We start from the raw sequence: 21,770 nt of genomic DNA, 5'->3' as shown, positions 1-21,770 counted from the left end.
GCATTCCTTGGCGGCGTGACAGCGGGACGTTCGCCCCGCTGCCGCGTGCCTCATTCCGCTGCCACGATATGCCCGAGCTCCACCACCTGGCGCTCGAACAGGCCGCGATAGATGCCGCCCGGCTTGCCCGCCAGCAGAGCATGCGTGCCCTGCTCGACGATCTCACCGCGGTCGAACACCAGGATTCGATCGAGGCTCCTCACCGTCGACAGCCGGTGCGCAATCACGATCGAGGTGCGGCCCTTCATCAACCGCTCCATCGCCTGCTGGATCAGCGCCTCCGATTCCGAATCCAGGCTCGAGGTCGCCTCGTCCAGGATCAGCACCGGCGCGTCCGCCAGGAACGCACGCGCCAGCGCCACGCGCTGCCGCTCGCCGCCCGACAATTTCACGCCGCGCTCGCCGACCAGCGTGCCGTAGCCCTTCGGCAGGCGCAGGATGAAGTCGTGCGCGTTGGCAAGCCGTGCCGCCTGCTCGATCGCCTCCAGGCTGGCGCCGGGCCGGCCATAGGCGATGTTCTCGGCAAGCGAGCGGTGAAACAGGATCGGGTCCTGCTGCACGATCGCGACCTGGCTGCGCAGCGATTGCTGCGTGGCGTGCGCGATGTCCTGCCCGTCGATCAGCACGCGACCGCCGCTGACGTCGTAGAGCCGCTGCACCAGCTTGACGAAGGTGGTCTTGCCGGAGCCGGAACGGCCGACGAGGCCAACGCGTTCGCCGGCGCGGATCCTGACCGACAAGCCGTCGTACAGCGGCGCGCGATGGCCGCCATAGTGGAACGTGACGTCGTCGAACACGATCTCGCCGCCCTCGATCGCTATCGGCCGCGCATCGGACGCATCCGCAATCCCGATCGGCTCGTCATGGATCGCCACCAATTCCTCCATGTCGTTGACCGAGCGCTGCAGGTTGTTGATGTGCATGCCGACGTCGCGCAAATAGGCGTGGATGATGTAATAGCTCGTCAGCACATAGGTGACGTCGCCGGGCGAGGCATGCCCGGACATCCACAGCAGCACCGAGCCGCCGATCACGGAGGCGCGCAAGGCCAGCAACAGCGAGAGCTGCGCCATGGCGGTGTAGTTGTAGCGAAACCAGGTCCGCCGCACCCGCACCCGCCAGCGGCCGATGACGCGGGCGAGCCGCGCGTCTTCGCGCGCTTCGGCGCCGAAGGATTTCACCACCGCATTGCAGGTCAACGCATCCGCCAGCGTGCCGCCGACCTTGGTGTCCCAGGCATTGGAGACGCGCGCGGCCGGCGCGATGTAGCGGGTCGAGAACAGCACCGTCATCGTGACATAGACAAGCGCGCCGAGCGCGATCACCGCGCCGAGCGAAGCCCAGTGCACGCCGAGCAGGATCATCGATCCGATCAGCACGACCAGCGAAGGCAGCAGCGCCAGCAGGATGGTGTCGTTCAACAGATCGACCGCCCACATGCCGCGGGTGATCTTGCGCACCGTGGAGCCGGCGAAGGAATTGGCGTGCCAGTCGGTCGAGAAGCGCTGCACGCGCAGGAAAGCATCCTGTGCCAAGTCAGACATGATCTTCAGCGTGAACGGCACGATCGCCTGAAGGCCGATGAGCCGCAGCACCATCGAGGCCGCGCCCAGCGCCACGATGGCGCCGAATGCCGTCAGCGCCGCGTGGCGCGCGTCGAGATCGGACGGGCCGCGCGTCAACGCGTCGACCAAATGTCCCGAGAACACCGGCATGAACAAATCGGCAATGGTCGCACCCAAAAGGCCGCCGGCCACAATGAGGCCGCGCCCCGGCTGCTTCAGCCAGTGCCGGAACACGAAGGGGAGCACCACGCGAATCGCGGCGGGTTTCTTGGACAGAGCGGTCATGACATCATCCGGCCGCACGCGCGGGCCGGCTCCATCGATGGACGCAGGCCGGCCAGGAGGGCCGGAACGGCGTCACTCAAAACTGACTTTGACTTGGGAAGCGGAGCGATCGGGACCCCTGGTCGAAACCTTGGCCCAATCGAAGCTGGCGGAAGAGGCCTCTAACAGGCCGCGTACATACCGAGCCAGAACACCATCGAGCGCGGGCGTACGATCTGCGAATGCGACGAAATCATGCAAATCCCTCCCGGTTCGATTGAATGAGGTGCGCTTTATAGATGCATCGCTCGCGCTTTGCAACGGGGCTCGCGCGAGATCACGGACCAGTGTTGCAAATTAGTGCGCGTCGCCACCAGCACCGAACGGCGACGGCGGCCTGTTCAGCAGCACCACCAGGAAGCTGAGAGAGAGATAGAACAGCGTCAGGATGAAGAAGGCATCGCCAAAGCTCATCACCACGGCCTGGCGATGAACCAGCTGGGAAAGCTGCTTCATGGCCATCAGCGTGGAATCGCCAAGTCCCTGAAATTTCTGCATGAACGTGCTCAGGGTTTCGGTGGCGGTCGCGTTGCCCCAGGTCACGCGCTCCTGCAGGCGGCTGATGTGAAGGTCGGTGCGGTCGTTGAGCACGGTGTTGATGACGGCGAGGCCGAGCGCGCCGCCGAGATTGCGCATCAGGTTGAACACGCCGCTCGCGTTCTTCACCTTGTCGGGCGCCAGCGTTCCGAGTGCGACGTTGTTGGTCGGGACCATCGCGAACATCATGCCGATGCCGCGCAGGATTTGCGGCACCAGCAATTCATAGAAATCATAGTCCCGCGTCATCCAGGTCATCTGGTACGAGCCGAGCGCGAACACGACGAGACCGAATGCGATCATGTAGCGCATGTCGAGCTTCGCCATGAGCCGGCCGACCAGCGGCGCCACCAGGAACATGGTGATGCCGGAGACGAACATGGTGTCGCCGATCATTAGCGCGCTGTAACCGCGCACCTCGGCGAGATAGCGCGGATAGATGTAGGTCAGGCCATAGAGCCCGATGCCGATGCAGAACTGCAGCGTGCAGCCCACGGCGAAATTGCGGTCGGAAAAGGTGCGCAAATTGACGATCGGCTCGGCCGCCGCGAAGACCCGCCAGAAGAAGGCGATCGCCGAGAGCGCGCAGATCCAGGCGCAGATCGCCACCGAGGTGTCCTGCAGCCATTCGTATTGCGGCCCCTCCTCCAGCACATATTCCAGCGTGCCGAGGAAACCGGCCATGAACAACAGGCCCCACCAGTCGAAGCGGTCGAGCAGCTCGAAATGCGGCTCGTCGAAATCGACCAGCGCCAGCACGCCGACGGTGATGCCGATGCCGGGCACGACGTTGATGAAGAACAGCCAGTTCCACGACATCAGGTCGGTGATGTAGCCGCCGACCGTCGGCCCGATCGTGGGTGCGAGGGTCGCGACCAGCCCGATGATGGGGCCGACGATGTGGAATTTCGTGCGCGGGAACACGGTATAGGCCGAGGCGAACACCGTCGGGATCATGCCCGCGCCCAGGAATCCCTGCAGCGCGCGCCAAAGGATCATCTCCTCGATGGTGGTGGCAAAGCCGCAGAGCAGGCTCGAGGCGGTGAAGCCGGCCGCCGAGATCGCGAACAACAGCCGCGTGCCGAAGGCGCGCGACAGGAATCCCGACAGCGGAATCGCGATCACCTCGGCGATCAGATAGGCGGTCTGGACCCAGGAGACTTCGCTGGAGCTTGCCGACAGGCCGGCCTGGATCTCGCTCAAGGACGCCGAGACGATTTGGATGTCCAGGATCGACATGAACATCCCGAACACCATGATGATGAAGGCGAACAGCCGCTTCGGCGCGATGCGCTCCGAAGCCGGCGCCGCCATCATGGCAGGTGAAGCGGTGGTGGCGTTGGCCATGTCTCAGCTCGGATTAGAGCACGCTGCGAGTTGGGTACACCTCTCCCGCTTGCGGGAGAGGTCGCGCCGAAGGCCCCGGCCCTCTCCCGCAAGCGGGAGAGGGAGCGCACCTGCATTTGCGGCTGCAGCGCAACTCATATCACCGCACCTACTGCGGGTGGATCGCGGTGGGATCGTCGAGGTCGACCTCGCTGTCGGCGTCGGCGGCGCCCTTGTTGGTGTCGACGGTCGCATAGACCGACATGCCGGCGCGGAGCAGGTTCTGCTTCGCCACCGACTTCGGCACGCGGATGCGGACCGGCACGCGCTGCACGATCTTGGTGAAGTTGCCGGTGGCGTTGTCGGGCGGCAGCAGCGTGAACACCGAGCCCGCGCCCGCCGCGATGCTGTCGACCACGCCGGAGAACTTGCGCATGCCGTAGGCGTCGACCTTGATCGTCACCGGCTGGCCGGGACGGATGCGCTTGAGCTGCGTTTCCTTGAAATTGGCGTCGATATAGACGGCGTCCAGCGGCACGATATTGCCGAGGCGCTGGCCGACCGCGACGAAGTCGCCGGTGTTGACCAGGCGATTGGAGAATGTGCCGTCGACCGGCGCGCGCACCGCGGTGAAGCCGAGATCACGTTCCGCCTTGGCGAGCGCGGTCTTGAGCTCGGCGAGCTGGGCCTGCGCTTCGGCCTGCTGCGCCTTGGCGACATCGACATTGCTGACGGCGACGTCGTAAGCGGCCTGCGCGGCCTTGACCGCGGCGGCGCCCTGGTCGCGTCCGGCTTCCGAGCTCTCGAAGGTGGCGCGCGAGGCGAACCCCTTGCTGCTCAGCGCCTGCTGGCGCTCGTAATCGAGATCGGCGCGCTTGAGGCCGGCTTCGGCCGAGACAAGCTGGGCTTTGGCCTGCACGACCTGGCTGTCGAGCGCTGCGACCTGGCGGCCGATGCGGTCGATGGTGGCCTGCTGGGTCGCAATCTTCGTGGCGGCGGCATCGACCGCGATCTTGTAGTCACCGTCATCGATGCGCAGGACGACGTCGCCGGCGCGCACCGTCGCGTTGTCGCCGGCGAGGATCGAGGAGATGTGGCCGGCAACACGCGCGCCCAGCATGGTGTTGTTGGCGCGGACATAGGCGTCATCGGTGGAGATGTAGAAGCGGCCGACCAGGGTGTAATAGCCGGCATAGCTCGCGGCCGCGAGCGCGAGCATCAGGCCGACGCCCATCAGGACGAACCTGCGCTTGCCGGATTTGGGAGCGCTGGCAGCGGGTGCGTCCGGCGCAGGTGCCGCCGGCTTGTCGGTCACGGGCTTCTCCGGCGCCTCGCTGCTGCGGCGCTTGGCTTCTTCGACCATTTGGACGCGCAACTGCTCGGCAAGGGGACCAGAGGTCTCGGCCGCAGCCGCATCGCCCGCGTGCTCCTCCACCGCTTCCTGGCGAAGGACGCGCGCGGCCTGATCTCTCGATACGGCCATCAAGGCCTCCCCAAAAAAGCGCGATCAGGAGACGGCACGCAAATGGCGCGCTCTCCGCTCTCTGATCTAAATACCATTGACCGAACGGTTCGGTCAATATACATAATATTCCCGGCCGGATCCTTACTGACTAATCCTTTATTCGGGTTTCATGGCCGCAGGACCCGACTCAAAAACCTTCCGAGACCCTGAACCAATGGTTGTAGCTGCCAGCGACCATCTGCACGTCGTCCAAGAGGAGGACGGCTCCAAACGTCGCCAGATCCTGGACGGTGCCCGCAAGGTGTTCATGGATCTCGGCTTCGACGGCGCCAGCATGGGCGAGATCGCGCGCGCGGCGCAGGTCTCCAAGGGCACGCTCTACGTCTACTTCGCCGACAAATCCGCACTGTTCGAAGCGATCCTCGAGCAGGAGGCGCTCCAGCACGGCCAGGTCGTGTTCAATTTCGATCCCGCGCGCGATGCCGAGACCACGCTGAAGGAGTTCGGCCGGGCCTACATCCACTTGCTCTGCCGTCCCGGAGGCGGATCGGCGATCCGTACCGTGATGGCGATCGCCGAGCGCATGCCCGATGTCGGCCGCCGCTATTATGCGCGCGTGCTGGACAAGAGCATCAACCGGCTCTCCGGTTATCTCGACGCCCGCGTCGCCTCCGGCGATCTCAGAATCGACGATTGCGATCTTGCGGCCTCCCAGTTCATGGAGCTTTGCAAGGCCTCGCTCTTCCTGCCTTTCGTTTTCCAGGCCGCCCCCGCACCGTCGGAACAGCGCATGACCGAGGTGGTCGACAGCGCGACGCGGATGTTCCTGGCGGCGTATCAGGCGAAGTAGCCGCGCGTTGCGCAGGCCGGGCCGGCCGCACTATATTGCGCCCATGTCCCGTGATCTTCGCCCGCCTGTCGATATTCTCCATTACGAGATCGTCCAGGAACAGGCCTCGGCGCTTGGGCGGATGGGGCGCACACTCGAACAGGCACTGGTGCGGTTGCGCGAGTTTGACGCTGCCCACGCCACGACGGGAACTGTAACCTCGATGCAGCCGACCAGGCGCAAGCTGGTGTTGGAAGCCGGCGAGGCTCTCTGGATGTTCGTGGTGCAGCGTGAAGCGACCGGCTTGCGCGACAGCCGTCACATCATGCGCACTTACAATGTCCCGGGGGAGGTGCAGCGCTGCATGGGGCTGGCGCCGTCAACGGGCATCGCCAAACCCAAATCATGATCACGCTTGGACGCCATCGCGCGCTTGTGCAGGACGCCTGAAGCGAGTTGGCTGTCCGCACCGCGATCGCGGACATCGTCGCCGACGCCGTCGCGGATTTCGATCCCGAAGCGTTTTGGCCCGGTCACCCCGGCGACGACGGGGTGGGCGACGGCAACCCCAGCTTCTACTTTGGCGCGGCAGGCGTCATCTGGGCGCTCGATTATTTGCGTCGTGTCGGCGCCAGCCTGGTCGCACAAGACTTTCGCCCGGTACTGCCGAAACTACTCGAACTGACGACCGCCAGGTTCGAGAGTAATGCGCCGGCCGGCTACGCCAAACACGGCTCGCTGCTGTTTGGTGACATGGGCGCCGCACTTCTCGCCATGCGCCTTGATCCGACGCCAGCCTTGGCCGATCTCGTCTATCTGCGCGCCGAAGCCAATAGCAGGCTGCCCATCCGTGAACTGATGTGGGGCATGCCCGGGTCCATGCTGGCGGCGATCCAGATGACCGAGATGACGCGCGAGCCGCGATGGCGCGGCCTGTTCGAATTGCAAGCAGCCCGGCTACTGGATGATCTGGAGGAGGCGTCGCAAGGCCTGCTCTGGACCCAGGATCTCTACGGCGCCAAGGACCGCTGGCTCGGGCCAGTGCATGGCTTCGCCGGCAACATCATCCCGTTGCTGCGTGGATGGGACTGGTTGACGCCGGCACAGCAGGCGCAAGTGGCCGATATCGTGCCGAAGACCCTAGCGGCGAATGCGTGGCCGTCTGAGCTCGGAACGAATTGGGGTGCGAGAAGCAAGCGCGGGACGCCACCGACCTTGTGTCAACACTGTCACGGCGCTCCCGGCATGGTGACGACATTTGCCGACGCGCCGTTTGCGACACCTGACTTTGATGGACTTCTCCTGGATGGCGGCCGGTTCACCTGGGCCGCCAGACCGCTGACCAAGGGTTCGAACCTATGCCACGGTACTGGCGGGAACGGCTACGCCTTCCTCAAGCTTTACCGCCGCACGAGCGATCCGGTCTGGCTCGATCGCGCACGCCAATTCGCCATGACGGCTATTGTCCAGTATCGCGGCACCAAGGCCGCCGTTGGCCGCGGACGCTATTCGCTCTGGACCGGCGACGTCGGCCTCGCGATCTACCTTTGGGATTGCATCACCGGAGAGCCGCGCTTCCCGACAATCGACGTGTTTTGATCTGCGAGGCCGACCTCAAGATACGGCTCTAGCTCCGCGGAGCTACCGCGTCAGCTCTTCCAGTCTTCGCCAGCCATGCAGGATCTGGCGCGTCTCGCGCGCGAACGCGAACACGTGGCCGCCGCCCGCCGGCTGATCGTAGGCACGATCGATGGGATGGCCGGAATAATGGCAGAACAGCAGCGTGCCGACGGCGCCGTGACCGACGAAAAGCACGTCGCCCGCACGGTTGCGCGACAGCACCGCTTCCGCCTCACGCACGATACGCGATTGCGCATCTACGCCGCGCTCCCAGCCGCGGACGCTGAGATGGGGCTCGGCGAAGAACTGATCGGCAACCTGCTCGAACTCGGCCGGCTTCAGGAAGCCGGTCGCCGAGCGGTCGTTCTCGTGCATGGCCTCGCGGGTCTCGATCATGACACCGAGCTTGGCGGCGATGATCTCGGCGGTCTCGATCGCCTTGCGTTCGCTGCTCGCGACGATCTGCGTGGTGTTCGCGAGCCAGCCCGCGTTCGCCAGCGCTTCAGTTCGTGCGCGTCCGACCGGACTGAGGCCCCATTGCGGCACCGGTACTGAGGGGTCGATTTGCACCTGCGGATGGGTGAGATAGCGGACGATGGACATTTTGATTGAGATCGTAGCCCGCATGAGCGCAGCGATATGCGGGAATACCGTGTCCCGGATATCGCTGCGCTCATCCAGGCTACAAGGCAAATCGCGTCCGCTCAATCGTCGGCGTAGTCGTCTTCCTCGCGCTTGCGCGCCATGCTCTTGCGCGCGCCGAGCGAACCGGTGACGGACGGATCGCGCGCATTGGCATAGGGGCTGCGCGACTGCGCACGCGCAGCGACCTCTTCGCCGGAGACGGCGGCAGGCTGGCAGATCAGGCGGCGGCTGGCGCGGCGCATCAGATCGACGTGGATGTGATCGTAGTGATAGACGTTCGACCCCGGCGCGAGCACCGTCGTGAAATGCGCGCAGGCGCCCGATTGCACGTCGCGCAGGAACCCCTGCTCCTCCGGCATGCCGCGCCAGCCGTCCTTCACGGTGACGCGGCGTCCGTCGGCGAGCACGAACGCGGCAACATCGAGCGCGTTGCCGAAGGCGTGCTCGGAGATATGAGAATGCGGATTGCCGTTCATGCCGCGGCAGGAATAGGCGGAGATCTGCTTGATCTCGGCGACGCGGACGCCGAACCAGCGCATCGCCGAAGGCTGCACGGTGTCGGCGAGCCAGCGATCGAGCTCGGATACGATCGGACAGGCGAGCGTCGCGGTCGGCTTGATCGCGACCGGACCGACCGCCGTGACGGGATTGCCCTGCGCGGGGCCGAGGCGCGGCAGCGGTTGCTGCGCAGGCGCCTGCGAGTAAGGCGCCGGCCGGGCCGGATAGCTCGGCGCATTCATGTAGCGCGCCGCGCCTGCGGCGTCGGTGCCATCGGGCGGCAGGTCGATCTCGTCCTCCTGCGCCGCCACGCCGGGCGCGTTCAGCGACATCGGCCCGGACGAAGCACCATAGCCGGCGGGTTGGGCCACCGTGCTTTCGGGATAGTTCGGCCGTTGCGGAGTGGACGACGCCGGATAATTCTGGCTCTGCGGATAATTCGGCCGCTGCGCCACCGGCCAACGCGGCTGGCCGCCGATGCTGCCGGGCGGCCGCAGCTCCTCATCGGCAAAGCCGTAGCTGCCCGAGGCTTCGCCGAGGGCCGCGACCTTCAGCGGAAACTCGGCGCCGCACATGCCGGGCCCGGAGATCGGGTCGATCCGGACGAGATCCGGCCCCTCTTTCACCGCGCCCGATTTCAGGCATGCGGCTTCCGCCTCGGCCCGCCACGGTTCGCGTTCGGCCTGGAAGAAGCCGCGTCCGCAACCCGCTAGCGAAACAAGGACGATGGAGCCGACGAGATACAAACGAACTCCGCGCGTCATGCACGCAGGTTCGGTGAATTTACTTAAAGACTCTTCAACACGTTGATTTCACCGATCTTTAACCATGTAGGCGCGCGCCTGCCGAACCCAGGCAGAACTGAGCGACAGCAGGGCTGACTTTTTCACGACGAGTCTCTCTGTTAACTATGATGCTCGCGCGCAAACTGGCGCGCGTGGAGGGAGCGACCTCATGACGTTCGCCGGGAGACTGAGCGTAGTCACCGCCTACCTCGCCATGGCCTTCGTCGGCGCCATCGTGCTCGGCATGATCTAGACGGCAGCAGTCGACCACACGGGCCCGCCCTTCTCCCCTCGCGCGGTGCCTCGATCCGCGTCCAGTCGTTGCCCGAGCACCAGAAGCGGCCAAGCGCGCAGGCCTCGACCTGAAGCCTGCCGAAGCTCTTCAGCGTCACCGTCGCGCAATAGGTGTTGCCACTGGAGCGGCTGTAGATGCTGCCGGTCCAGGCGTCGTGCGATTTCGGCTTCATGTTGACCACCACGCTCTCGCCGGCTGCCTCGCCCAGACAGCGCGCCAGCGTTGTGACGTTCATCACAGAACGCCCGGCCGGTCCGGCATAGGATCGAACCGCGCGTCATCGACCAGCGACTTCAGTCCATATCGGGACCACGCCATTTCGGAGGTTGTCATGAACAAGCTCGCCATCGCCGCCACCGCGCTCTTCCTGGCGTCGACCGCCGCCGCCGATGCCGGCGGCAATTCGATCTCGTTCCAGATCGAGGGCCAGCACATCCGCATCGAGACGCCGCGCAACTGCGCCTCGCTTAATTGCGTGACCATCGTCGCGCCGGGCCTGTCGGACAAGCCGATCAAGCTGAACAACATCAATCTCAAGGGCCTCGGCGGCTCCAAGGATGATGACGTCGACACCACGCCGGCTCCGGCCACGACCGCGCAGCCCGCGCCGCCTCCGGTGCAGCAGCAGCCCGTGCAGCAGGCGCCGCTTCAGGCGACCGCACCGGCCGCGCCTGCCGCTCCCGCCCCGGCCGCGACGGTTGCCGCCGCGCCGTCCGTCGATACGACGACGCAGCCCCCACCGGTTGCGGCTCCCGCCCCTGCACCCGCGCCAGTCGCGGTTGCTCCCGCGCCCGCTCCGGCTCCAGTGGCCGCCGCGCCTGTGGCCACGCCGAACTCGCCGATCGGCGTGTGGGCGACCGAAGAAGGCAAGGGCAATGTCCGCGTCGAGCAGTGCGGCGCCGATCTCTGCGGCTACGCCGAGAAGACCAACGAGCGCATCCTGATCAACATGAAGCCCGAGGGCGCGAAGTGGACCGGCCGCATCCACGATCCCAACTCGGGCCGTAATTACGACTCGACCATCGCGATGAAGGGTCCGAATGCGATGCGCGTGCAGGGCTGCGCCTTCGGCGGCATGTTCTGCGGCGGCCAGACCTGGAAGCGGGTGAGCTGAAGGGCGGAGCGTCAACCCAACGATACCCACAACTCTTCGTCATGCCCGGGCTTGTCCCGCTTGCGCGGCCGAAGCCGCTTCGGCGAGGCGAAGGCCCGGGCATCCACGTTCTTAGTGACGCAAAACAAGGCGTGGATGGCCGGGACAAGCCCGGCCATGACGGCGTAGAGATATTCGAGCCCAATTCGCTAGCGTCGCCTAGCCTCTGACGTTCGCCCAGCGCATGCGACACACGTTCATCCGCCATTCAGGTCTCCCCGGCTGAAATCGGCCGATCTCGCCTCGCGTTCTCACCGGGACTTCCTCGTGACATCTATGCTGGCTTGGCGCCGCTTCGTGTTCGCGCTTGCGCTGCTGGCATTACCGCTGGCAGGCAGCAGCGTGGTGTATGCATCCGATGCAATCGAGATCGCGCAGGCGCAGCCGCAGGCAGAGCCGGCGCCTGGCCCCTCCCCGACGCCTTCGGCTTCGCCGGCTCCGGCGGCAGACGCGCAAGCGACCGCCGTCGAGCCGATCGGCAACGTCGCGACCGTCACGGGGATCGCAACCGTGATCCGTGACAAGAACTCCTATCCGCTCCGCGTGCGCGACGACATCTACCTGAACGACATCGTGCAGACTTCGTCGAACTCCACGCTCGGCATCACCTTCAACGACGCCACCACGTTCAACCTCTCCGCCAGTTCGAAGATCACCATCGACAATTACGTCTATGAGGACGGCGGCAAGCAGAACTCCGGAATCTTCGACATCGGCAAGGGCACGGTCGCCTTCGTTGCTGCTGCCGTGGCGAAGACCGGCAACATGAAGATCACGACGCCGACGGCGACGCTCGGCATCCGCGGCACCACCGGCGTCGTCGACGTGCCCGAAGGCGCGGCCGCGAACAGCGCGCGCAACGTCAACATCAAGCTCTATCCCGACGCCGACGGCCGCGTCGGTCACATCGACGTCGACGACCGCACCAGCGGCACGCGGCTCGGCGCGCTGACGCAAGGCGCGAGCGGCTTTGCGATCCGGCCCGGCGCCGCTGGCGCGGGCGGCATGCGCTTCGCCGCCGTGCCGATCACGATTCCCGCGCAGCAGATCGCGCGCGACCGCAGCTTCGTCAGCCAGGTCCATCTGGCGCAGACCACGGGCCGCCAGATCGTCACCGAGCAGCGCGACTTCCGCCGCGCCAATCCGACCGCGCAGAGCCGCATCCCGCGGCCGGCGCAGCCGCCGCAGCAACAGCAATTGCGGCCGGCGACCGTACCCGGTCAGCAGCCACAGCGACCGGACGGGCCGCCCGGCCAGAACAACCGTCCGGGTCAGCAGCAGCCGGGCGCGCCGGGCCGGCAAGGCGCCCAGCCGCAGCGGCAAGGCGGCGCGGTGCAGCCGGGCAACCCACGTGCGGGTCAGGGGCCGCAGCGAGGCCAGCAGCGACAGGGTCAGCCGCAACCCGGTCAGCAGCAAGGTGCCGGACGTCCAAGTGCACCGCGCACGGGACAGGGCACAGCGCCCAACGGCACGCCGCAAACCCAGCCGCCGCGCGGCGGACGAATTCAGCCCGGAGGAGTCGTACCGCCGCAGCAGCCGGGCCCACAGCCGCAACTGCCGCGGACCGGCATGCAACCCGGCCAGCCGCCCGCGGCTCAATCGCCAGGCTTGCAGCGCCCCGGCGGATTCCAGCAGCGCCTCCCGGCCGCACAGCGCCCGGCAGCCCCGCGCAAACCGGCGCCCGCTTCGAAGGAGAAGGAGCGGCGGTGACAGTGCCGCCCCTCACCCTGAGGAGCTTGCGAAGCAAGCGTCTCGAAGGGCGAGGCCACAGTCGGGCCGCATGGTTCGAGACGCGCGCGATGCGCGCTCCTCACCATGAGGGTCAACGTCGAGCACGCCGCTCTCTCCTCCGTCATTGCGGAGCGCAGCGAAGCAATCCGGGAGTCCCTCGGCGGAAAGATTCTGGATTGCTTCGCTACGCTCGCAATGACGACGTGGAGGGAGCCCACGGTTCCACAGGCATATCAACTCGTGGATGTCTCCAGACGCGCGAGCAGCGCGGCGCAAGACATCACGCCTCGCCGCGCAGCCAGGCCTTCACCTTTTGCAACAGGCCGTGCCGCAACTCGTCGATCGAGGCGGCTTCGGCGGGTGTCAGCGTCTGCAAGGCTGCATCGAAGTCGTCAGCGGCAGGCGCCGGCTCCGGCGACGCCGCCAGCCCTGCTGCCGCAAGCGCGATCGGGCCGGTCTGGGTCAGGAACGCACGCTCATACTCCCGCGACAGCCGCGCGATCGCGTCGTCCAGCGCGAGCCAGTCGACCGCCTTGATATCGTTCGTCAGCTTGCGGACGGGACCGCCGTCGGCCTCCATCCGCCAGAAATGCACGACTTTCGAGCGCCCGCCGGACTGGTAGACCAACGTGCCCAAAAATTCGTGGATGGCGACGTCGTGGCCGGTCTCCTCCAGCACTTCGCGGTGCGCCGCTTCCTTCGGCGTCTCGCCGTCGTCGAGCTTGCCCTTGGGCAAGACCCATTCGTTGCGCTTGCGCTGACGCACGACCGCAATCAGCGGCGTCGAACCACGCCGCAGCACGATACCACCCGCCGCCATCACCGGCGCTCGCACCATTGCCAAATCCGTCGTCGTCACATCGTCCCCGCCGACGATATAGGCGGCGGGAACGGCGGATTGAAGGCTACTTTCTTCCGAGCAGCGCCTGGCCGGCACGGATGCGCGTACCCTCGGCGATGCCGTCGCAGAAGGTGAAATCGCCGGGCGCGAGGATGATGATGGTCGAGCCGTGCTCGAACCAGCCGAGCTCCTCGCCCTTGGCCACGTTGACGTCACAGGGGAAATTGACCGGGCCGCGCGTCTGCGCGTTCAGCACCATATCGAGGAAATGCAACCGGATGCTCGCGACCAGGATCGCGGCGACCGGCACCAGCGTCACGGCCTCGCCGGTCGAAAGATGCGTGCGGATCACCGCGCGCTCGTTCTTGCAGAACAGACGTTCGACCCGTTTCAAGGCGATCGGGTTGACGTTCCAGACGTCGCCATGGATCAGCGTGACGCGCTCGATATGCGCATCAAAGGGCGCATGGAAGCGGTGATACATGCTCGACGTCAGCCGCAGCGTGACGAAGCTCCCGTTGCGGTGCTGATCGACCAGCGCGGAATCGCCGACGAGGTCGAGCAGCGAATAGGGCGCGCCCTTGACCTGGAACAGCTCGGTGTCGGCGATCTTCCCATGCGCGCCGACAATGCCGTCCGATGGACTGGCGACGACGGAAGGATCGGGATCGAACGGCCGCAGGCCCGGCTTCAGCTCGCGGGTGAAGCAGTCATGCAGGCTCTTGAAATGGTCTTTTCGCGCCTCCGACAGATCGAGGTCGGAGAACAGCTTCCACAGCGCGATCGAAAAGTCCCGCACGAGCGGGTTCTCGATCTTGGAGAACCAGCCCATGAAGCGGGTCAGCGCGGCGCGGGGGATGCGGTTGGTCAACAGGAAGTTGAGGTCTTCCTGCTGGGTGAAGGAGGCGATGAGGGCTTTGACTGTCATGAATCTGTCAGCTCACAGTATTAGCGCTTGTTGACATGGAAACGACACTCCCGATTCTCTCGATGTCCGTGGCCGCCGCAGCATCTGCTGCCGCCATCCTCCCGAAGATCAAGGCGCGGGTCGAATTGTCCCGCGCCAAGCATCGCTCGCTGGCCGGGCACTCCAAGATGTCGCGACGGGTGGCAAAGCTGCTCCCGTTCTACGAGTTTGGAGAGAACGACTACTTCTCGTGCGACGGCGCGCCGGCGAACATCGCCGCGCAGCGCAAGGACGGCTTCTTCCGTCTCGCCGCCCTCTACGCCAAGCGCTACCCGAAGGGCCGCGCGATGACGAAGGAGGCCGCGGACAAAATCTCCGACCTGAACTTCACCGAGAGCTACCGCGTGCCGTTCCAGTTCTCGCGCCTGGTCCGCGAGCAGCTGGGCACCTCGACCTTCGTGGAATCGTCCAGCGGCGTCACCGTCACGGATGTCGACGGCAACACGTCGTACGACCTCACCGGCTCCTACGGCGTCAACATCTTCGGCAACGACTTCTACAAGGAATGCATCGAGGGCGCCGAGAAGCGCGCGCATGCGCTCGGCCCGGTGCTCGGCCCCTACCATCCCGTCATCCTCGAGAACGTGCAGCGGCTCTGCCGGATCTCCGGCCTCGACGAAGTCTCGTTCCACATGTCCGGCACCGAGGCCGTCATGCAGGCGGTGCGCCTGGCGCGCTACCATACCAAGCGCACGCATCTCGTCCGTTTCGCCGGCGCCTATCACGGCTGGTGGGGCGACGTGCAGCCCGGCGTCGGCAACCCGATTGCCGCGCACGAGACCTACACCCTCGCCGAGATGTCGGAGAAGACGCTGCACGTGCTGAAGACGCGCAAGGACATCGCCTGCGTGCTGGTCAATCCGCTGCAGGGGCTGCATCCCAACGCCAACGCGCCCGGCGATTCCGCGCTGGTTGATTCCTCCCGCGGCGGCCATTTCGATCGCGCGGCCTACACGGAATGGCTGAAGAAGCTCCACGAAGTCTGCAGCGAGCGTGGCATCGTGCTGATCTTCGACGAGGTCTTCGTCGGCTTCCGCCTCGCCGCCGGCGGCGCCCAGGAATATTTCGGCGTCAAGGCCGACATGGTGACCTACGGCAAGAGCCTCGCCGGCGGACTGCCGGTCGGCGTCGTCTGCGGCAAGCGCGAGCTGATGCGCCGCTTCCGCGACGATCGTCCCGCCGACATCTGCTTCGCCCGCGGCACCTTCAACTCGCATCCCTACGTCATGACGGCGATGGACGAGTTTTTGAGCCGGCTCGCCAGCCCGAACTTCCGTGCGATCTATGAGGGCCTCGAGGAGACCTGGAACGGCCGCGTGAAGAAGCTCAACGGGATGATGGAAGACGCCGACCTGCCGGTGCGGTTCGCCAACGTCTCGTCGATCTGGACGGTGAAATACACGACGCCCTCCCGCTACAACTGGATGCTGCAATATTATCTGCGTGCCGAAGGCCTGGCGCTGAGCTGGGTCGGCACCGGCCGATTGATCTTCAGCCTGAACTACACCGACGCCGATTTCGGAGAGGTCGCCGACCGCTTCGTCCGCGCCACGCAGAAGATGAAGGCCGACGGTTTCTGGTGGCACGACGGCGTGCTCACCAACAAGCAGATCAAGCGGCAGATTTTGAAAGAGATGCTGACCAAGCGTTTTGGGCACTGATGCTCCATACTCCGAAGCCGTCATGACCGGGCTTGTCCCGGCCATCCACGCGTCTCCGCACGATGGCTCCAACACGTGGATGCCCGGGACAAGCCCGGGCATGACGTAGACCGTACACATTCGCGATCTGGGCAGGGGCCGTATCAGGCGTGCTGCTCTTCGAGCGTGGGCTCGCCGATGAGACCCAGCGTGTGCTCGGGGTTGAGGTGCAGGCCGGGATCCATCAGCTCGCCGCGCATCAGGGCAAGCGGAGCACTGCGGTAGAGCATCAAATCGTGGAACGGATCGGTCAGGATCTTGGTCATCCAGACGAGACCGGTCTCGACGTCGCGGATGAAGAACAGGTGCACGGTGCGGAACAACAGACCGCCGCCCCCGACCACGAGCCAGATCTTGGCGACCTGCCGCATGAAGTCGGTCGCGCTGACCCACGGCGAGAACAGGCCGAACAGCGTCGGGTCGAGGAACAGCACCAGGGGCGAGGCCGCCCAGATCGCCATCAGAACGACCTTGCGCTGAAGGTTGTAGCCGACCTTGATCTCTTCCTTGTACTCATGCGTCGCCTGGTTGATGTGGTCGTAAGTATGCGGCTCGAAGAAGAAGTGACCGGCCTGGCGCGAGGTCATCGAGACCAGCCAGCCGACCAGCGCGGAGATCACGGGATCGACGAACAGCCAGACATAGGCGAAGAGGAAGCTCAGCGCGCTGACGAAGTGCAGGCTCTGATTGATGCGGCTGTGGTGATAGTAGCGATGGTCGTCCCAGCGCTGGATCCGCAGCTGCTCGAGATAATTCTTGATCATGCTCTTCCCCAAGATGCTTTCGGATACGGGGTTAAATGGATTCGATGTACGCCGTGTGACAACATCATCTTGTCATGTGACGGCACGTAGCGGCGCGATGGCGCACGACGCCCGCGCACGACGTCACGCCGCCTTGGCGATGTCGACCTTACGGAAGCGCACCAGCGAGAAATGACCGAGCGGCGGGATCAAACGGCGCTCGGCGAGCTCGATGCCGTGGGCGCCGGCCAGCCACTTCGCATAACGCGACCAGGCGAACTCGGCGGTACGGAAGCCGAGCGGACGCACCACCGGCTGCAGCTTCTGTTCGATGAAGCGGCGCATGCCGGTGTCGGCACTGACGCGGGTGAGGATGATGAGCTCGCCGCCCGGGCGCAGCACGCGGGCGAATTCGTCGAGCGCCTTTTCGGGGTTCGGCACCGCGGTAACGACATATTGCGCCATGACGACGTCGAAGGAGTTGTCGGGGAATTCGAGCTTCTCGGCGTCCATCACCGCGAGACCCTCGACGTTCTTCAGATTGCCTGCGGCGACGCGGCGGCGCGCCTTGTCGAGCATCGCTTCCGAAATGTCGGTGCCGAAGATGCGCAGGTTCGGCGCGTAGAGCGGCAGCGAGATGCCGGTGCCGACGCCGACCTCGAGCACACGGCCGCCGATCTTGTTGGTGGCCGCGATCGCCGCCTGCCGGCCCTTGGCGAACACGCCGCCGAACACGAGATCGTAGACCGGCGCCCAACGATCGTAGGCCTGCTCGACCGTGCCGCGGGTGAGGTCGAGCTGCTGGGTGCCGTCAAGGTTCATGATCTTGGCCATCGATGAGGTTCTCGCTGTGGTTCTGATGAAAGATCAACCGCGCACCGGCCGCCGCGCCATGCGAGGCGAGGCGCGCAGGACGCGGCTGGGCTGAAGTGAGGTGAGGTTTCCGACGAACTGCCGCGCGCTGTTCTCCCAGGAACGCTCCAGCGCAAAATTGCGACAGGTCTCGCGCGACATGGTGAGTGCGCGCAGGCACGCGGCGCGCAGATCGTGGTCGATCGCACCGATCGGATGATCGGCGATGACGTCTTTCGGGCCGGTGACCGGAAACGCAGCAACCGGCGTGCCGCAGGCCAGCGCCTCGAGCTGCACCACGCCGAACGTATCGGTCAGGCTCGGAAACACGAACACATCGGCGGCGGCGAGATGCGCGGTGAGATCGGCGCCCTTCTTCTCGCCGAGGAAGACGGCATCAGGATATTTCTTTTCGAGCGCCGCCTTCTGCGGACCGTCGCCGACGACGACCTTGGTGCCGGGCAGATCCAGTGAGAGGAACGCTTCGAGATTCTTCTCCACCGCGACGCGGCCCATGGTCATGAAGATCGGGCGCGGCAGGTCGAGCCTGGCCGGCGCGTCAGGGTGGAACAGCTCGGTGTTGACGCCGCGGGTCCAGAAGCCGAGCCGCTTGAAGCCGCGCTCGGTCAGCTCCTGCCGCAGCGACGTCGTCGCCACCATGGTCATGGCGGCGGCATCATGGAAATGGCGCAGCACGGCATAGCCGACGGCGGCAGGGATGCCGGTCCGCACCGCGACATATTCGGGAAAGCGCGTCGTGTAGGAGGTGGTGAAGGCGAGCCGGTTGCGGCGGCAATAGGCCCGCGCCGCCCAGCCGATCGGACCTTCGGTCGCGATGTGCAGCGCGTCAGGTGCGGCCTTCTCGATCCGCCGCGCGATTTCTTGTCCCGAAGGCAGCGCAAAGCGCAGGCCCGGATAGGTCGGCAGCGGCCAGGACGGAAAGCCGTCCGGGGTGAGGAAGTCGATCTCGACATCGAGACCCTTCGCCGCATTCGCCAGCGAGGTCAGCGTCCGGACCACGCCGTTGACCTGCGGATGCCAGGCATCGGTCGCGATTAATACCCGCATGGGAAAATCCCGAGAGTTTGATGATTCTCAGGCATCGACCATCAACGAAGGATATTTCAGGCGTGTGACGTCATAGAAGTGTCGGCGGGCTGTTTTGTTCGTTAACGGGCCGGCACGGCCACGAAACTGTCATGAAACAATCCTTGCCGCCGTGAAACCGTTTTCGGTTTTCCGCGCAAATGTCCCGAAACGTTTTGCCGTTAGGAAGTCAGGCAACGGAGCACCGAAACGGTGCCGCGGTGGCCGAGACCACCGAGCAAACAGGGGCGATCACATGTTCAATCGGGATACGTTCAAGACGTTTTCGCGCGCCGTTGCTCTCGGCGCAGTCGCGATCTCCGCAATCGCATTTTCGGGTTCGGCCAAGGCCGCGCCGGTGCAGCTCTTCCCGTTCTTCCAGCCACTGCCGCCGATGGCCGCGCCGCAGCCGCTGCAGCCCTATCAGCCCTACCAGACGACGCCTTATCAGGCCGCGCCGTCCGAGGACCAGGACCAGGTCGAGATGCCGGCGCGCTTCCGCCGCCAGACCGTCTCCTACGCCACGCGCGAGGCGCCGGGCACCATCATCATCGATACGCCGAACACCTATCTCTATTACGTGCTCGGTAACGGCCAGGCGCTGCGCTACGGCATCGGCGTCGGTCGCGATGGCTTCACCTGGTCCGGCATCCAGTCGGTGACCAAGAAGGCAGAGTGGCCGGACTGGACGCCTCCGCCGGAGATGATCGCCCGCCAGCCTTATCTGCCGCGCCATATGGCCGGAGGCCCCGGCAATCCGTTGGGAGCCCGCGCCATGTATCTCGGCGGCACCATCTACCGCATCCACGGCACCAACGCGCCCGAGACCATCGGCAAGCACGTCTCCTCCGGCTGCATCCGCATGACCAACGACGACGTCACCGACCTCTATTCGCGCGTCAACGTCGGCACCAAGGTCGTGGTGCTGCCGATGACGGAGCGCCGCGCCGAGCTCGGAACCGCGACGCGCTGAATTGGCAGGACATTGTGACGCAAACGGCCCCGGAACCCACCGGGGCCGCTTTCGTTTGCCCTCGACATGTCGACGCGCGCGCTTGCTGCGGCGCGATCCCCAATGGAGGCGCAGATGCAATCACGCCTGCTCGTCTTGCCAAGCACATGGCCGCGCGCGATCGCCGGCGCCGGAGCATTGACGCTGCTGTTGTCCGCTCCCTCCTCGCTCGCACAGCAGCCGGCGAGCGATGAGGCGGCCCACCAGGCCTTCAACAATTCCTGCCGCACCTGCCACTCGGCGAAAGAAGGCGACAACCGTCTCGGCCCTAACCTCAACAAGATCGTCGGGCGCAAGGCCGGCTCGCTGCCGGACTACAATTATTCGTCCGCAATGAAGGAAGCCGGCTTCGTCTGGGACCAGGACAAGCTCACGCGCTTCATGGTCAAGCCGGACGAGGTGGTGTCGGGCAACAAGATGCAGCCCTATGGCGGCATCTCGGCGGAGGAAGCGGCAAAGGTGGTTGCGTATTTGCAGGCGGCAGGATCGCAATAGCGGCACCTGCGCCGGCTTTGGGCTTGCATCGGAAGTCGCGGCGCATCCTTCGAGACGCCCGCCTGAGGCGGGCCCTCAGGATGAGGGCTGAGTGTGTGGCTTCCGGCAGCTCGACGGAAGACCTTTTGCTCCCACCAATGCTTGCCGGCAATGAACGAGATGCCAGTTAGCCTCATCCCGAGGAGCGCGCCCTTGCGCGCGTCTCGAAGGACGAGGCGTTCACACCCGCGGAAGTTCGCCGCTCCGCGATCAGCCTCAGCCATGCCGCCGAATGAAACGCGCTCATCAGGAGATACATCGGCACCATCCCGCCGAGCACCGAGCCGTGCCCGGCGGCGCAAAGCATGTCCGCCGGCCCACTCCCGGCCACGGCCGTCAACACGGCCATGGTCGCGAAGGTCGGCGTGGCCGCCAAGGCCAGCCATCGGGCGACGTGGCGCGCGGCCACAACGCCCTTGCGGCCGGCGCCGGCGGTTGCGCTGACGGGACTAGTCACGTCCTTCCGCCGCCTCTTTGCGAAAGGCCTTCTCGCCGGCCTCGGAAATCTCGACCCACTTCTTGTCGGGCGCCGCATCTTCCGTGTAGCTGTCGTGCCAGTTCCACCATTTGTAGGTCGGCGTCTGCGGATATCCCTTGGGCGAGTCCTCCCAGACCTCCTGACGGCCGAGCGGGGTGATGTCGAGGTAGTTCCAGGTGCCGCCCATCTGCTCGTCGCCGCGGCTCTTGACGAAATAGGTGCGGAAGATTCGGTCACCGTCGCGGTAGAACACGTTGGTGCCGTGCCATTCGTCCACGCCGAAATCGGCATCGAAACTGTCGGTGACGGTGACCCACGGCATGATCCAGCCCATCCGCTGCTTCAGCCTGATGATATCGGCCTGCGGCGCGCGCGAGGCGAACACCAGCGTGGTGTCGCGGGCATTCAAATGCGCGACGTGGGCGACCTGGTCGGCCACCATGGAGCAGCCGCGGCAGGCGTGATCGGGCCAGCCGAACACGCCCGGCTCGAAGAAGGCACGGTAGACGATCAGCTGCCGCCGCCCCTGGAACAGGTCGAGCAGACTAAGCTTGCCGCCGGGCCCCTCGAACGCATAGGTTTTGGTCACTTGCATCCACGGCATGCGCCGGCGCTCGGCGGCCAGGGCGTCGCGGGCACGGGTATGCGCCTTCTCCTTCACGAGCAGTTGCTGACGGGCTGCCTCCCAGTCCTGCGGCGACACCACCGGCGGTGTTTGCATGCCAGCCTGTCCGTTATTCCGTTCGTTTTGGGCTAATGTCATCATGACTCTCCAAATCTCCTG

The 21,770-nt window shown here is 65.5% G+C and carries 21 protein-coding genes; 8 read left to right on the top strand and 13 right to left on the bottom strand.

Features of this window, described 5'->3' with window-relative positions:
• Nucleotides 1-50: 50 nt before the first annotated feature.
• From XH84_RS13335 to XH84_RS13325, 3 genes are all read right to left on the bottom strand, one after another.
• Nucleotides 51-1,850 (bottom strand): ABC transporter ATP-binding protein, encoded by a 1,800-nt coding sequence (locus XH84_RS13335; protein ID WP_164936129.1) that lies wholly within the window; start codon nucleotides 1,848-1,850, stop codon nucleotides 51-53.
• Between the two features lie 336 nt (nucleotides 1,851-2,186).
• The gene (locus tag XH84_RS13330) at nucleotides 2,187-3,773 is read right to left on the bottom strand and encodes a DHA2 family efflux MFS transporter permease subunit (RefSeq protein WP_128918524.1); all 1,587 of its coding nucleotides are present in this window, start codon (nucleotides 3,771-3,773) and stop codon (nucleotides 2,187-2,189) included.
• A 148-nt stretch (nucleotides 3,774-3,921) separates the two neighbouring features.
• The gene (locus XH84_RS13325) at nucleotides 3,922-5,235 is read right to left on the bottom strand and encodes an HlyD family secretion protein (RefSeq protein ID WP_128918525.1); all 1,314 of its coding nucleotides are present in this window, start codon (nucleotides 5,233-5,235) and stop codon (nucleotides 3,922-3,924) included.
• Between the two features lie 196 nt (nucleotides 5,236-5,431).
• Here XH84_RS13325 and XH84_RS13320 point away from each other — a divergent pair, with 196 nt between their 5' ends.
• The 3 genes from XH84_RS13320 to XH84_RS13310 are packed head-to-tail and all read left to right on the top strand — an operon-like array spanning nucleotide 5,432 to nucleotide 7,645.
• On the top strand, nucleotides 5,432-6,067 hold the full coding sequence (locus XH84_RS13320) for a TetR/AcrR family transcriptional regulator (protein WP_128918526.1): 636 nt from the start codon (nucleotides 5,432-5,434) through the stop codon (nucleotides 6,065-6,067).
• Between the two features lie 43 nt (nucleotides 6,068-6,110).
• Nucleotides 6,111-6,455 (top strand): DUF6665 family protein, encoded by a 345-nt coding sequence (locus tag XH84_RS13315; RefSeq protein WP_128918527.1) that lies wholly within the window; start codon nucleotides 6,111-6,113, stop codon nucleotides 6,453-6,455.
• A gap of 47 nt (nucleotides 6,456-6,502) precedes the next feature.
• Nucleotides 6,503-7,645: a lanthionine synthetase C family protein gene (locus XH84_RS13310; RefSeq protein WP_245471713.1), complete on the top strand. Its 1,143-nt coding sequence runs from the start codon at nucleotides 6,503-6,505 to the stop codon at nucleotides 7,643-7,645.
• A gap of 42 nt (nucleotides 7,646-7,687) precedes the next feature.
• Here XH84_RS13310 and XH84_RS13305 read toward each other — a convergent pair whose 3' ends face one another.
• The 3 genes from XH84_RS13305 to XH84_RS13295 form a co-directional block, all read right to left on the bottom strand.
• Nucleotides 7,688-8,269: a histidine phosphatase family protein gene (locus XH84_RS13305; RefSeq protein WP_128918528.1), complete on the bottom strand. Its 582-nt coding sequence runs from the start codon at nucleotides 8,267-8,269 to the stop codon at nucleotides 7,688-7,690.
• Nucleotides 8,270-8,370: 101 nt separating this feature from the next.
• Complete coding sequence (locus XH84_RS13300; protein ID WP_128918529.1) at nucleotides 8,371-9,573, bottom strand: extensin family protein; 1,203 nt, start codon at nucleotides 9,571-9,573, stop codon at nucleotides 8,371-8,373.
• 218 nt (nucleotides 9,574-9,791) lie between these two features.
• Entirely contained in the window at nucleotides 9,792-10,124 is a 333-nt protein-coding gene (locus XH84_RS13295; RefSeq protein ID WP_245471712.1) for a DUF2147 domain-containing protein, read from the bottom strand.
• Nucleotides 10,125-10,220: 96 nt separating this feature from the next.
• Between XH84_RS13295 and XH84_RS13290 the strand changes: the two genes are divergently transcribed.
• Both XH84_RS13290 and XH84_RS13285 read left to right on the top strand, forming a co-directional pair.
• The gene (locus XH84_RS13290; RefSeq protein ID WP_128948308.1) at nucleotides 10,221-11,003 is read left to right on the top strand and encodes a DUF2147 domain-containing protein; all 783 of its coding nucleotides are present in this window, start codon (nucleotides 10,221-10,223) and stop codon (nucleotides 11,001-11,003) included.
• Nucleotides 11,004-11,318: 315 nt separating this feature from the next.
• Nucleotides 11,319-12,752 (top strand): FecR domain-containing protein, encoded by a 1,434-nt coding sequence (locus XH84_RS13285; RefSeq protein WP_164935972.1) that lies wholly within the window; start codon nucleotides 11,319-11,321, stop codon nucleotides 12,750-12,752.
• A 301-nt stretch (nucleotides 12,753-13,053) separates the two neighbouring features.
• On the opposite strand, the gene XH84_RS13280 is transcribed toward XH84_RS13285, so the two are convergent.
• Nucleotides 13,054-13,611, bottom strand: coding sequence for an NUDIX hydrolase (locus XH84_RS13280; RefSeq protein ID WP_128917306.1), 558 nt, complete (start codon nucleotides 13,609-13,611; stop codon nucleotides 13,054-13,056).
• 67 nt (nucleotides 13,612-13,678) lie between these two features.
• Nucleotides 13,679-14,542: an archaetidylserine decarboxylase gene (gene asd, locus XH84_RS13275; RefSeq protein ID WP_128917307.1), complete on the bottom strand. Its 864-nt coding sequence runs from the start codon at nucleotides 14,540-14,542 to the stop codon at nucleotides 13,679-13,681.
• 35 nt (nucleotides 14,543-14,577) lie between these two features.
• On the opposite strand from asd, the gene XH84_RS13270 reads away from it, so the two are divergent.
• Nucleotides 14,578-16,242 (top strand): aminotransferase class III-fold pyridoxal phosphate-dependent enzyme, encoded by a 1,665-nt coding sequence (locus tag XH84_RS13270; RefSeq protein ID WP_128917308.1) that lies wholly within the window; start codon nucleotides 14,578-14,580, stop codon nucleotides 16,240-16,242.
• A 143-nt stretch (nucleotides 16,243-16,385) separates the two neighbouring features.
• On the opposite strand, the gene XH84_RS13265 is transcribed toward XH84_RS13270, so the two are convergent.
• The 3 genes from XH84_RS13265 to XH84_RS13255 form a co-directional block, all read right to left on the bottom strand.
• A complete protein-coding gene (locus XH84_RS13265; RefSeq protein WP_128917309.1) occupies nucleotides 16,386-17,045 on the bottom strand; it encodes a hypothetical protein in 660 nt (219 codons plus the stop codon).
• A gap of 123 nt (nucleotides 17,046-17,168) precedes the next feature.
• Nucleotides 17,169-17,858 carry a class I SAM-dependent methyltransferase gene (locus XH84_RS13260; protein WP_128917310.1) on the bottom strand — a complete coding sequence of 230 codons (690 nt, stop codon included), beginning with the start codon at nucleotides 17,856-17,858 and terminating at the stop codon, nucleotides 17,169-17,171.
• 33 nt (nucleotides 17,859-17,891) lie between these two features.
• The gene (locus XH84_RS13255) at nucleotides 17,892-18,944 is read right to left on the bottom strand and encodes a glycosyltransferase family 4 protein (RefSeq protein ID WP_128917311.1); all 1,053 of its coding nucleotides are present in this window, start codon (nucleotides 18,942-18,944) and stop codon (nucleotides 17,892-17,894) included.
• 274 nt (nucleotides 18,945-19,218) lie between these two features.
• On the opposite strand from XH84_RS13255, the gene XH84_RS13250 reads away from it, so the two are divergent.
• Nucleotides 19,219-19,935: a L,D-transpeptidase gene (locus XH84_RS13250; RefSeq protein ID WP_128917312.1), complete on the top strand. Its 717-nt coding sequence runs from the start codon at nucleotides 19,219-19,221 to the stop codon at nucleotides 19,933-19,935.
• A gap of 102 nt (nucleotides 19,936-20,037) precedes the next feature.
• Nucleotides 20,038-20,469, top strand: coding sequence for a c-type cytochrome (locus tag XH84_RS13245; RefSeq protein ID WP_128917313.1), 432 nt, complete (start codon nucleotides 20,038-20,040; stop codon nucleotides 20,467-20,469).
• 172 nt (nucleotides 20,470-20,641) lie between these two features.
• Here the strand turns inward: XH84_RS13245 and XH84_RS13240 are convergent, their stop codons facing one another.
• Nucleotides 20,642-20,965, bottom strand: a complete 324-nt coding sequence (locus XH84_RS13240; protein ID WP_128917314.1) for a hypothetical protein — start codon at nucleotides 20,963-20,965, stop codon at nucleotides 20,642-20,644.
• Nucleotides 20,958-21,749, bottom strand: a complete 792-nt coding sequence (locus tag XH84_RS13235) for a DUF899 domain-containing protein (RefSeq protein ID WP_430641899.1) — start codon at nucleotides 21,747-21,749, stop codon at nucleotides 20,958-20,960. Before XH84_RS13235 ends, XH84_RS13240 begins: the two co-directional genes overlap by 8 nt.
• Nucleotides 21,750-21,770: the final 21 nt, after the last annotated feature.

The sequence above is a fragment of the Bradyrhizobium nanningense genome, assembly GCF_004114535.1.
Lineage (GTDB): Bacteria > Pseudomonadota > Alphaproteobacteria > Rhizobiales > Xanthobacteraceae > Bradyrhizobium > Bradyrhizobium nanningense.
This window is presented reverse-complemented; position numbering and strand designations above follow the sequence as displayed.